We start from the raw sequence: 12,454 nt of genomic DNA on the forward strand, positions 1-12,454 counted from the left end.
TGTTTTAATTTTGTTAAACGCTAAGGTGCTAATTTGTCTGACAAATTTCGTTTTTTTAAGGCGCAAGGCGTTTCACTTATTTTAAATTTTTGGTCATTCCACAAACGACAAATTACTATTTTAGACATATACTTCTCGGGTATATTCCATCATATTTTCAAAAACAATCTTGTTTATAACTTCTTTCTTAATTATTCCATTCTCATTATTTCTTCTCCAGAAATCACAAATAATTTCTATTTCTTCAGAGATTAAAAAATATTCAAATTGCGCTTTTTTAAATTCCTGTAATTCTAAATAATTAAAAGTTCTCTTTTGTTTAAAGTTTCCTTTTATAATTTCTAAATATTCAAATATTCCATCTTCGAGTTCTCTATCAAATTCGCCTCTGAAATCGTCAATTCTTATTAATCCCGAATACCATTCAAATTTATTTTCAGGAAATATTTCATCTCGTAATGCCTTCAAATTAAAATCTATGTCTGCCAACACATCAAATTTGTTAATATATAACTCATTATTTTTAACTTCAAATTCAGCAATATACCCCCTCCAAAGTGCTGTACACGAAACAGTGAATTCAGGTCGCTTTTCCGGAAATTCCCGAAAATACTCTTCAATCAATTCCCTATTTAAATAGAATTCCTGATTTTCATAAATTAATTTATCCTGTATTTGTTGGGTCATTTATGGAACAATTTGACTGAATAATTTCTTTTAAGCTATTTCTCTTTTCTTTTACTCAACATCCATTCGTAAAGCGAAGGATTTGAATAGGTCGAATCCCATGAATTGTGATTCTCATTTGGGAAAATCGTCAGTTCTGCTGAGGGGTTTATGGGATGAAGCTTTTGATAAAAATTAAATGCATTTTCAGGTAAAACGACATCGTCCATTCCGCCGTGGAAAATCTTCATGTTGAGATTTTTGTACTGATGGATGTTGGCATACATCACTCTGTCGGTCGGTGCACATACTGAAACGACTGCTGCAAACATTTCGGGATGTTCCATTGCTAATTTTAACGTTCCCCAGCCACCCATCGAAAGTCCGGTAAGATAAATTCTTGAGTCGTCAATTTTATATTTTGCCTGAATTTCTTTGATTAAATGATATACCGTAACGGTGTCCCACCACATATTTTCAGGGCATTGCGGCGCTAAAATAGCAACCGGTTCTTTGATTAAATTTTTATAGGTAAAAGGACTGTGTGCTTTTACTTTTTCGAGGTCATTCCCTCGTTCACCTGAACCATGCAGAAAAACAACCAACGGAACTTTTCCTTTTACATTTTCGGGATAATCGAGAATGTAGGATATTTTTTCTGTTCGTTTTGCGTCTTTGCTGAAAGTCGTCTTGACTTCCTGAGCGTGTAAGCTTAAAGAAAACGGAAGAAGCAGAAGTGGTAAATATTTTAATTTAAAATTCATATTTCTTTAGGTTTGGCTAAAGCCGTTTGATTTTATTTTTTTTTATATAAACGGACTAAAGTCCGTTCCTATTGATAACAATTTATTTTGAAGAATTTTAATTAGCCCCGATAGAAGCGACATCCTTTTTTATTGCAGACGCAGCGAAGCGGAGACTGTAACAAAAAAGATACAGCGGATAGCGGGATTAAGCTCCTAAAAAAACTATTTAATATGATACTTTTCTGATTTGAAACTCAATTTCTTTAATCCTTGCTGTATTTCCGGGGCATTCATAAACAATTTCCATAAAAACCCGGTGCGGTAATTTTCAATCATCGGAGCAATTGTTCCCTGATCGATCGCCAAATATCGTGGGGTCGTCCAATTGTCATAATGAATAGAAGTAGCATCGTAAGGACCTGCAGAACCTATGAATTCTGGTTTTTGTGTATAAATAAATTTCAGAAAATCCATCGATTCTTTTGGGGTGTATGGAAAACTACTCAAAGCGGCGGTTGGCGTAATTACCCCATGATCATTTTGTGGAAAATGTGCATCGTAGCCTGTTTTACCATCTTTATTTCTTGAATAACTTGCAGTCAACCCCCAATAGTTCTCGCTATAGCCTTTCCAGTTTTTTGGATTTTCTACACAATATTTGTAGTCAATAAGTACCTGATTTTTGTTTAAATCGAAGTAATTTTTGATAAGTTTATCTGATAAATTCGTAGGATCTAAACCGATGTAAGAATAATGTGCCCAAAATAAGGGACCTCCATATTCTTCGGCTCCGTTGTGCTTTACATACATCGGAAGCCCGTATTTTTCTTTGTCTGAAAGGTAAGTTCCGTTTCTCGTCCAGCCTTTGTAATAGGTTTCGGCATCGATGGAATACGTGGGAGACGAAGCTGCCAGAATGTAGGTAATCAAACATTCATTGTAACCTTGAAGCGGAAAATTCATTTCCCATTGGTAGTCGGGTGACCAATGCCAATACAGAACTTTTTCGCCGCCTTTGGTGTACCAATTCCACTGAATTCCTTTCCAAAGTTCGTCACATTTTTTTGCCAATGCTTTTTCTTCGGCATTTCCGTTTTTGAAGTATTCACGAACCTGAATAATTCCTGTCGTCAGGAAAGCGGTTTCTACTAAATCTCCGCCGTTATCCTTCTTTCCGAATGGAACAGTTTTTCCGGTTTCTCCGTTGATCCAATGTGACCAAGCACCTTTGTGACGGTCTGCTTTTCCAAGGAAATCCATCATGACATTCAGCCTTTTCAAAGCATCTTTCCGTGAAATGAAGCCTCTTTCCACACCCACTAAAATAGTTGCTAACCCAAATCCTGAGCCGCCTGTTGTAATAACATGTTTATCGTTATCAGGATAAATATCGTCTTCGTGATAACGTTCTCTACCCAACATGGAATTGGGTTCTGCATAATCCCAGAAGTATTTTAAAGCATCTTTCTGAACTTTATCCATCAGCTGCTCATCTGAAATATTGCTCTTAACAGATTTGTTTTGAGAAGTATTTTGAGTGGTTGGCGAAGCTGTAGTACAATTAAAAACTAATGCTGAAACAGACAAAATTGATATTATACTTAATTTCATATAAATTTCAATTTAAAGATAAAAAATTGGTTAAAAAAATAACCAAAGTTAAACTTTGGTTATTTTTATTTATAAAAACTCTTAGTAACCAGGATTCTGAACGAATAGTCCGGTACTAGAATTCATTGCATCCAAAGGAATTGGGAAAAGTTCGTTTTTTCCTGCTTTAAATCCTTTAGGCCCTAAAACTGTAGCAGCCTGACCTGTTCTTACTAAATCTGGAAATCTGTCATTTTCCATAGCTAACTCAACTCTTCTTTCTTGCCAAATAGCAGTTCTGATAGCAGCTTGAGAAGTGGCCGTAGTGTTTCCTAAATTAGCTCTGAATCTTACTTTATTGATATTGATAATCGCAGCTGCAGAATTTCCAATTTCATTTGCTGCCTCTGCATTGATTAAAAGAATATCAGCGAATCTTAAAATTCTTAAATTTTGGATAGAACCATAACCACACGCACTATTGTTTAAAGATTTAGGAACATAAACTTTTTGATTCCACATATTCCCAGCATTGGGATCTCCTTTCTTGATTAAATCACCTTCTAGAGTAGTTTCTCCTTCTCTCAGAATAGTCAATTCTTTTCTGATATCTCCTGGCTCAAATGCATTTTCTAAAGCTGTTGTAGGTGTGAAAAAACCCCATCCGAACTGATCTCTTACCCCCTGAACTTCTGCATATTGACTACCTACATCTTTACCTAGTGATGGATCACAACCACAATTCACTTCAAAGACAGATTCTGTCCCAAATTCCCCTGCAGGTCTGAATAAATGATTAAAGTCAGGATCTAAAGAATAACCCAACGCAATAACCTGATTCGAAGTATCATATGCTTTTTGATAATTCTTCATATAAAGATATACTTTAGATAATAAACCTAAAGCACCACCTTTAGTTACTCTTCCGAGCTGTGAAGCAGGATAAGTCTGAGGTAAAACTTCTGAAGCAGCAATAAGATCTGAAACGATAAAATTATAAACTTCCTCTTTAGAATTTCTTGGCTTTGTGTAATTGCCATCTGGTGGTAATCCATCAAAAATTGGAACACCTCCGTAAATTCTTACCAAGTTGAAATAAAAATAAGCTCTCAGCATTCTAGCTTCAGCCACCAATCTATTTCTAGTGGTAGCGTTCATTTCTATTTTAGGCACATTCGTAATCACTTGATTTGCTCTGTTAACAGCTTGCCACTGTCCGATCCAGTATCCTCTTACTCCATCATCACTTACTGTAAAAGAAAAGTTATCATACGCATTAATAAATGATGCATCTCCAGGATTAGATCCTTTGTCTACATCATCGCCTGTTACCCCAAAAACAAATTGTGCAGGAAAACCTGTGTTTTCCCAACTTCTTAAGAAACTATAAATCGCATTGGTAGCGCGTAGTGCATCGTCCTCAGTTGTGAAGAAATCTGCTACATTAGTTTCTCCTTCATCTTTTATATCAACAAAATCTTCGCTGCAGCTTGCCATTAATCCAAACAGAGAGAGCGTTAAAAATATTTTTTTCATGATTTTTTAATTAAAATGTTAAGTTCATACCCATTGTATAAATTGCAGAAATTGGATAAATATTATTATCGATTCCCATCTGTACTCTATCCGTATTATTGATTTCAGGAGAGAAACCATTGTATTTAAAGCTTGTCCAAGGATTTTGTGCACTTAGATACAATCTTAGTTTGGTTAAAGACAAAGATTTGGCAAGTGATTTTGGCAAGTTATACCCCACCTGAATATTTCTGATTCTAATATAACTACCATCTTCTACATAGAAACTATTTGGTAAGATAACAGATTGATTAGAAGTAATCATAGAGTTGGTATTAGAAGTACCGGCACCATGCCATCTGTTGTTATACATATCTAAATCCCATGTCTCGTTACCATAACGCTGTTCACGGTTATAATTATAAATTTTGTTTCCAAATACACCTTGGAAATCAATTGCAAGATCAATAGCATAGATATTAAAATTAACTCCAAAACCATAAGTTCCTTTAGGAATAGGACTTCCCAGGAATGTTTTATCTCTGGAATCTATAACTCCATTACCGTCCTGATCTGTGAATTTAAACCAACCAGCTTTTGCGCCAGTCTGCCCTGATGCAGCAGCTTCTGCATCCGTCTGGAAAACACCATCCACATTATAGCCATAGTAAGAACCTACTGCCTGACCTTTTTGCAACCTTACAATAGAATTCCCAAATAAACTCGCGCCCGTTTCTAAATATGAGCTACGATATACTGAAGTAATCTCATTTTTAAGAGAAGTAAAATTACCGTATACACCAAAACTTACATTTTCACTGAATTTAGTATTGTAGTTAACAGATACTTCAAAACCTCTGTTGTTAAAAGAATATGCATTGGTAACAAAGTTATTCCAGTTACTTGCACCTGAAACTGTTCCTTGATTTACACCGTAAACAACATTCTTTGAATCTTTATCAAAATAGGCAGCGTCAATTTTAAGCTTATTATTAAACAAAGCCATCTCTAAACCTACATCTTTTCCTGTTGTAGTTTCCCACCCAATATTAGGATCAATAAATTGATCTACAGTTGCTGCCGGAGAACCTACGTTTCCGAGATAGGCACCTGCTCCAATGATAGAAATATTGGCAGTATATCCTCTTCCTACGTTAGGATTTCCTAATTCTCCGTAACTTGCTCTAAGTTTTAATAAGCTGAAAACATTTTGCTCACTCATAAAGTCTTCTTTAGATATTACCCATCCTGCACTTATTGCAGGAAAAGTTCTGTATCTATCAACACTAATTTGAGAACTAGCATCTCTACGAACTGAAGCATTTAACAAATATTTTCCTTTATAATCATAATTCAATCTTCCAAAGAAAGATTCAATTCTTTGTTGATCTTGCTCTACACCCAAATCAGTTCTATCAATGTTTACATTGAAAAGATCTGTTCCGTTTGCAATATTTAATGATTCATTTGTGCCGTCGTAAATTACATTTCGTGCAGACCAATAATTTTGTGACAGCGTAGTTCTTGTTCTGGAAAAACCAGCAAGAACATCAAAATTATGATTACCAAAGCTTTTCTTCCAATTAATTGTATTATCCCAAATGTAATTGCTATTTCTATAATCTCTTGTAATCAAAGTTGATGGAACTTGATTATTAGCAGGCACATATGTAAGTGTAGGAGTAAATTCGTATTGAGAAGGATTATAATTATCAATTGAGTAACTAGCTCTGAAGGTAAAATCTTTCAAAAATTTCAATTCTCCCCAAACATTATTCAGCAATCTTTCCTCATTTTTTGAGAACGAAATTGATCTAATTGTGCTCTCGGATTTGCAATATTATATCCATTAAAATATTGATAATTTCCAGTAGCTGAATTCATTGGCGAAAATATCGGCGGAGCAATAAAAGCCGTCAGCAAAGGATTTTGTGAGATATCCGTACGCATTTTAGAAAAACTGAAGTTATTTCCTATCGTAATATTGTCTGTTACCTTATAACTAAGGTTTAGTTTTGCATTAAACCTTCCAAAACCACTTCCAGAGTTGATGCCCGAACCGGCAGCCAAGTTACCTTCATCCTTAAGATATCCTACGCTACCATAGTAATTAAGTTTTCCTAAACTACCCATGGCAGAAAAATCATTTGCATTGATTATGCTCGTGCGAAAAATTTCATCATACCAATTGGTATCAGCAGGAAAATTTGCTCTACTAAGAGAACCTGCACTAGATCCATTGTCATTAATCAGTTTTTCATTATATAACTCAATGTATTGATTAGAGTTAACCATTTTAGGAATGTTAGTTACCTTTTTAAATCCTATGTAAGAATTTAAGCTGAATACAGGTTTTCCTTTACCTGTTTTAGTTTTGATTAATACAGCACCATTAGCAGCTTGAGCTCCAAAAATAGCCAAACTTGATGGATCTTTCAAGACACTCATCGATTCTATATCTTGAGGATTAAGATAAGAAATGTCGGTAGTAATCATACCATCAACAATAAAGACGGTATTCCCTGTTAATGAACCTACCCCTCTAATATCAACTCTCGGAGATCCTCCAGGAGTACCAACATTGGTAATATTTACACCTGCAAGTTTACCTTGTACAGAGCTAAGAGGGTTTGAGTTAGGTTTGTCTGCTAGATCTTTTGCTGAAACAAGACCGATACTTCCGGTAACATTCTCTTTCTTTTGGCTACCATACCCAATCATGACAACTTCCTCTATTTTTTGCTCTTTTGGAAGAGTGTCTTGAGGAGTCACCTGCCCGTTGACGTTCATACCGAAGTAGAGAACTGCAATCAGACAAGAATACTTTAAATTAGTTTGTTTCATATAGTTTAATTTTATCTTGTACAAAAATGTGTTACATTATTGTCATCTTTATTTTCTCAAAAGAAGACGTTAGTCAAAAATATAAAAATATCAAATGATGTTAAATTTAGTTAAATAAATTACTAATTATAGAATAAATTACGAAATATGTTAAAACAAATTAAATTTTAATATATTCTACAACATTATATTTTAATATAAATGAATATTTCACATTGAAGCAAAGCGATTTTTACTGCAAAAAACAACCAAAAAGCACTTCTAATGTCTCATTTTAATACAATCTTAAATTTTTGAATTCAAAATTTAAAATTCATGTAATATTGGGGAATTTCCGAACTATAATTATCGTATGGTAAATTTTTGTTAAACACACAAATGTCTTTACCTTTGGTGCAGTATTTGACAAGGTTAAAAAAATTGAAAATGAAAAAATATATTATAGCCATTGCATTGGTTTTAGGAACAGGTGCAGTGATCAATACAAGTTTGCAGTCTTGCTCTACTTTGGCAACTTCAGATTTAGGATTAGCAGTGATTAAAAGAGTTCTATTAGGCGGAATTAATAAAGGAATGAATATCTATGGCAACAAAGAAGCATTTCTTCAAAACAATCTGGTTGACAAGGCATTGCCAAAGCAATTACGTGACATCAATACCACTTTAGAAAAAATCGCTCCGGCATTGGTTGCCAAAGAGAGAGAATATATTGCTGATGCGGCAGTTTACACTGTAAATATCTCAAGACCAATTCTTGAAAGTGCAGTCAACAGCTTAAATGCTCAGGATGTAACAAGAATTATCCAGGGTGAGAAAGGGACAGCTACTTTAATTTTGAAGGAAAAAACTTCTCAGCAGCTCGTTGCGGCAATCGCTCCAAAAGTTGAGCAGGAACTGAATAAATACGGGATTGTAAAAACCATCAATACTGCATTATCAGGAAGCAATCTTTTAGGAAGTCTTTTAGGTGGTGGAAATAACAACAATAACGTCAACGCTGGTGGATTGAGCATGTTGGCTTCTGAGCAGATTGTGAACGGATTATTCAACATCATTGAAGATCACGAGAAGCAAAATTCTGCTTCGCTTTTAGGACCTCTTGGAAAATAAATAAATTTTCGTTATATTTATATAAATAAGTAGAAATAATGGACATATTACAAGGAAATCAGCACGCAAATCCTGAAGAATTTTACATATCATTAAAAGAAAAACTAGAAGGTCACCACGATTTTCCTGAAGATTATCTTTTTAAATTTATTATTCCCACGGATGATGCAAAGCTTACAGAAATATACAAAGTTTTTGATGGTATCAAATTTACTTTGGGTAACCGTGAAAGCAAAAATGGCAAGTACACAGCCTGCAATATCAACGCATTTGTTTTGGATGCAGATCAGGTAGTAAGAATTTATAAAGAAGTCGCCAGAATAGAAGGTGTTATCTTATTATAAAACAAGAAAGTCAGCAATCGCTGACTTTTTTTTATTTTCAATTATTCGGATTACTGCTCAATAAAAAATTTCACATTCTCCACAGGTCTTCCGAGCATCGCAACAGAACCTTTAATGAGAATCGGCCTCTGAATTAAAGAGGGGTTTTCTGACAAAATCTGCAGCCATTCATCCTCTGTGAAATCTTTTCCTGCGTATTTTTCCAGATATAACTTTTCTTCTTTTCTGATGATGTGAGAAACATTTTCATTCAGTTTTTTTAAAACCGTTTTCAGCTCCAAAACACTCAGCGGATCTTCGATAATGTTGATAATTTCAAACGGAACGCCGTTTTCGTCCAAATACTCGAGTACGGCATTTGATTTTGAGCAATTTCCGTTATGAAGAACTTTTACCAACATTTTTATTTAATTTAAATCTTTCAGGTGTAAAACAAATTGAGCACCAAAAGACAAGGATTTATTATTTTAATATGAATTTAAGGTTAAAATAAACCATTCAATTCTGTTTCTATTTTTCTAAAATCAATCCGAAATCTTCAGGCTTTTCTACGAAATCAAGATCATCAACTTCTATGATGAGTAGTTTACCTTCGGTATAATTTGTTATCCATTTTTCGTATTTCTGATTCAGTTTAGAAAGATATTCAATACTGATTGAGGCTTCATATTCTCTTCCTCGTTTGTAAATTTTCTTTACTAAGTTTGGAACATCAGATTTCAGATAAATCAATAAATCTGGAGCCGAAACAAAGGTTTTCATCAAATCAAAAAGAGATGAATAGTTTTTATAATCTCTGTCTGACAAAAGCTTCATGTCGTTCAGGTTTTCTGCAAAAATATGGGCATCTTCGTAAATCGTACGATCTTGAATAATATTTTTCCCACTGTCTCTGATTTCTTTTACCTGACGGAATCTACTTCCCAAAAAATAAACCTGAAGTGCAAAACTCCACTTGCTCATATCTGCGTAAAAATCTTCCAAATAAGGATTGTGATCTACATCCTCAAACTGCGCATCCCAGCCATAATGCTTTGCCAACATCGTCGTCAGCGTAGTCTTTCCTGCTCCAATATTTCCTGTAACTGCAATGTGCATATTCCTTCTTCTATTTATTTTTAAACTTTATCTTCTTTAAAAACCTAATTCCTGAATTTCTTCTAAAAGTTTGAGCATATCGGGTTGTTCAGACTGCTCTTTCATCAATTCATCCACTGTTTTTCCGTATCGTTTTTCGGAGTTTCAGGAGCTGTTTGTTTTTTAGAATCCTTTTGGTTTTCCAAGTTGTAAAGATAAAGTTTGTTGCCTTTGATTTCAAAATAAGCGAGCGAATTTTTTTCCACAATTTGCACATCGGGATCTTCGAATATTTTGACCAATTCTTTATCCGGAATATATTTAAAAACAGAATTTTGAGCCACAATTAAAACAAACTCATTTTCTCTCCTCAATCTTTTGCCGTTTTCAACAGGAGCTTCATAAAGTTTTTCAAATTTTAAATTATAAATTTTGAATTGATTTTTTGTTAAAATATAGACCTTATTTTCGTACACCAAAAGATCAATCAGATCATCAAAACTGGCATCAAAAGGATATGAATTGATTGTTGTATCATTTCGGAAATTATATTGAAGAAGCCGTTTTGTGCTTTCATCCAGCAGCCAAATCTGCTGTAGATCTTCTGCATAAGCATGTTTGATAAAGGTAAATTTCTGTTTGAAGTCTATTTTTTGAATTTCATTTAAATTCTGATCGACAAATTTCATTTCCTGAGCATTTTCAGAAAAAAGGGCGATACTCAAAGGGTTTTGAACACCCTGAACTCTGAATGGGACTGTAAACATCAATTTACCAAGCTGTTTACCAACAGAATCGTATTTTGTGAAACTAAAATCTTTGTTTTTGTAGAGATAAATATTTCCGTAATCATCAGCGAATAAATCTCGTACTTCTTTGATTCTGAGTGTATCAAAAGGAAGAACTCTCTGCGCAGAAAGTGTACAGAAAATGAAGATGAATAAGGCTGTGAATATTTTCAAAAAACTTTTTTACCAACGATAGCGCTCCAGAGGAACGCTACCAATTTACATACTTTATTTTATTTAAAAGAAATTGAGAATAATTTAAAATTATTTAATCTCAACTTCATAAATTTTCGGCCAGTTTTTACCTGTAATCACCATATTATCTCCTTTAAAAGCAATTCCGTTTAATACATTTTCTGTATTAGCTTTTGTGTACTGATCGGCAATTTGAGAAAAATCAAATTTACCAACCACTTCACCGTTTGCGGGATTGATTTTAAGAATAATATTTTTATGCCATACATTTGAGTAGATGAATCCTTTATGATACTCAAGTTCGTTAATCTGATCATAAACCTCAGAATTTCCGGCTACAGAAATAAATTTTTCCATTTTTGAGGGATCATTTGGATTTAGGAAATATATGTTTTTTGTACCATCTGAAACTATCAGATATTTTCCATCAGTCGTCATTCCCCAACCTTCACCAATTACATTTGGATAAGCAAATTCGCTGATCAGTTCAAAAGAGTTTTTATCATAAATAAAACCCTTTTTATCTCTATAAGTCAGCTGATATATTTTATTTCCAAGACTTGAAATTCCTTCAGAAAAAACATTATCCGGTTGTTTCGCTTCTTTTATAACCGCTTCACTTCCTAGATCATATTTCATAAATTTTGAAGCACCTTCCTGTCCTACACTTTCATAGACCGTATTCCCTTCCATATAGAACCCTTCTGTGAAACTTTTAGGATCGTGAGGATATTCTGCGACCAAAGTATAACTCATTTTCATTTCAGGATTTTTCGCAAAAACATTGATAGTTGCATCCTGCGTCAAAACCTCACCACCTTTTGTTTTGATATTAAAAGTGACCGCATTATCTCCGAGGGTAAAATATTTAGAATCTACCACCAGACTTGAAGTTTCTTTATCTCCAAAACTGATGCTGATGGCTTCTGCGTTATCTAAAACTTCTTTTGGAAGATCAAGTTTATCACCAAAATGATATCCTTTCGCCTCCATCGAGTTGTTATAATCTACTAATGAATTCAGTATCTCCTTATCTTTGTTACAAGATACGAACAGTAAAAGTGCTGCGAAGCCTGTAATTATTTTATTTTTCATTCTAATTTCTAAAAATATTTCTCCAAAAATAGCAAAATTTATTCCTCTTTACTAATTTCGTCGACAGCTTGCCCAAATTGTAATATATATCCGTTGTTATCAAAGATTGCAAACTCACGCATTCCCCATTCAAAAGTTTCTATTTTATAGCAAATTTTTGTGATCGTATTCAAATCTTTCCAGAGTTCATCTACATCATCAATATTAAAATAAAAAGAACCTGAAAAACAGATGTTACTGACATTTCCATGTTCGTTAGGTAAAGTGAGCATGATCTGCACCTTATTTTTCATCAAAAAAGCCCAATGCGCTTCGATGTTAGCATCAACGAGCGAAAAACCCAAAATATGAGTGTAAAATCCGATAGATTCCTCCAAATTTTTGGTCCAAATGACAGGCATCAGAGAATGAAATTTCATATTTAAATCATTATATTTTTTTTAGGCAATAAGTTTATCGCCTTATTTCATTTGTGTTATAAATC

12 protein-coding genes and 1 pseudogene are annotated in these 12,454 nt (G+C 33.9%); 2 read left to right on the top strand and 11 right to left on the bottom strand.

Annotated features, from left to right (window positions below; translation table 11 throughout):
* Positions 1-120: 120 nt before the first annotated feature.
* From EAG08_RS03525 to EAG08_RS03550, 6 genes are all read right to left on the bottom strand, one after another.
* Positions 121-687 carry a hypothetical protein gene (locus tag EAG08_RS03525; protein WP_129534247.1) on the bottom strand — a complete coding sequence of 189 codons (567 nt, stop codon included), beginning with the start codon at positions 685-687 and terminating at the stop codon, positions 121-123.
* A gap of 35 nt (positions 688-722) precedes the next feature.
* Positions 723-1,430, bottom strand: a complete 708-nt coding sequence (locus EAG08_RS03530; RefSeq protein WP_129534248.1) for a prolyl oligopeptidase family serine peptidase — start codon at positions 1,428-1,430, stop codon at positions 723-725.
* A 204-nt stretch (positions 1,431-1,634) separates the two neighbouring features.
* Positions 1,635-3,023: a glucoamylase family protein gene (locus tag EAG08_RS03535; protein WP_129534249.1), complete on the bottom strand. Its 1,389-nt coding sequence runs from the start codon at positions 3,021-3,023 to the stop codon at positions 1,635-1,637.
* A gap of 81 nt (positions 3,024-3,104) precedes the next feature.
* The gene (locus tag EAG08_RS03540) at positions 3,105-4,538 is read right to left on the bottom strand and encodes a RagB/SusD family nutrient uptake outer membrane protein (protein ID WP_129534250.1); all 1,434 of its coding nucleotides are present in this window, start codon (positions 4,536-4,538) and stop codon (positions 3,105-3,107) included.
* Between the two features lie 10 nt (positions 4,539-4,548).
* Complete coding sequence (locus EAG08_RS03545; RefSeq protein WP_164998516.1) at positions 4,549-6,300, bottom strand: SusC/RagA family TonB-linked outer membrane protein; 1,752 nt, start codon at positions 6,298-6,300, stop codon at positions 4,549-4,551.
* Positions 6,294-7,361, bottom strand: a complete 1,068-nt coding sequence (locus EAG08_RS03550) for a TonB-dependent receptor plug domain-containing protein (RefSeq protein WP_129534252.1) — start codon at positions 7,359-7,361, stop codon at positions 6,294-6,296. Before EAG08_RS03550 ends, EAG08_RS03545 begins: the two co-directional genes overlap by 7 nt.
* Before the next feature lie 426 nt (positions 7,362-7,787).
* Between EAG08_RS03550 and EAG08_RS03555 the strand changes: the two genes are divergently transcribed.
* On the top strand, positions 7,788-8,471 hold the full coding sequence (locus tag EAG08_RS03555; RefSeq protein ID WP_129534253.1) for a DUF4197 family protein: 684 nt from the start codon (positions 7,788-7,790) through the stop codon (positions 8,469-8,471).
* Positions 8,472-8,509: 38 nt separating this feature from the next.
* Positions 8,510-8,815: a DUF493 family protein gene (locus EAG08_RS03560; RefSeq protein ID WP_129534254.1), complete on the top strand. Its 306-nt coding sequence runs from the start codon at positions 8,510-8,512 to the stop codon at positions 8,813-8,815.
* A 50-nt stretch (positions 8,816-8,865) separates the two neighbouring features.
* Here the strand turns inward: EAG08_RS03560 and EAG08_RS03565 are convergent, their stop codons facing one another.
* From EAG08_RS03565 to EAG08_RS03585, 5 genes and pseudogenes are all read right to left on the bottom strand, one after another.
* Positions 8,866-9,216 carry an ArsC/Spx/MgsR family protein gene (locus EAG08_RS03565; RefSeq protein WP_129534255.1) on the bottom strand — a complete coding sequence of 117 codons (351 nt, stop codon included), beginning with the start codon at positions 9,214-9,216 and terminating at the stop codon, positions 8,866-8,868.
* A gap of 83 nt (positions 9,217-9,299) precedes the next feature.
* Positions 9,300-9,913: pseudogene (locus EAG08_RS03570) on the bottom strand (deoxynucleoside kinase).
* Between the two features lie 104 nt (positions 9,914-10,017).
* On the bottom strand, positions 10,018-10,854 hold the full coding sequence (locus EAG08_RS03575) for a hypothetical protein (protein ID WP_185145177.1): 837 nt from the start codon (positions 10,852-10,854) through the stop codon (positions 10,018-10,020).
* 90 nt (positions 10,855-10,944) lie between these two features.
* Positions 10,945-11,970 (bottom strand): glutaminyl-peptide cyclotransferase, encoded by a 1,026-nt coding sequence (locus EAG08_RS03580; protein WP_129534257.1) that lies wholly within the window; start codon positions 11,968-11,970, stop codon positions 10,945-10,947.
* Between the two features lie 38 nt (positions 11,971-12,008).
* Positions 12,009-12,389, bottom strand: a complete 381-nt coding sequence (locus tag EAG08_RS03585) for a VOC family protein (RefSeq protein WP_129534258.1) — start codon at positions 12,387-12,389, stop codon at positions 12,009-12,011.
* Positions 12,390-12,454: the final 65 nt, after the last annotated feature.

Origin of the sequence: Chryseobacterium sp. 3008163 (genome assembly GCF_003669035.1) — a bacterium.
Taxonomy (GTDB): Bacteria; Bacteroidota; Bacteroidia; order Flavobacteriales; family Weeksellaceae; genus Chryseobacterium.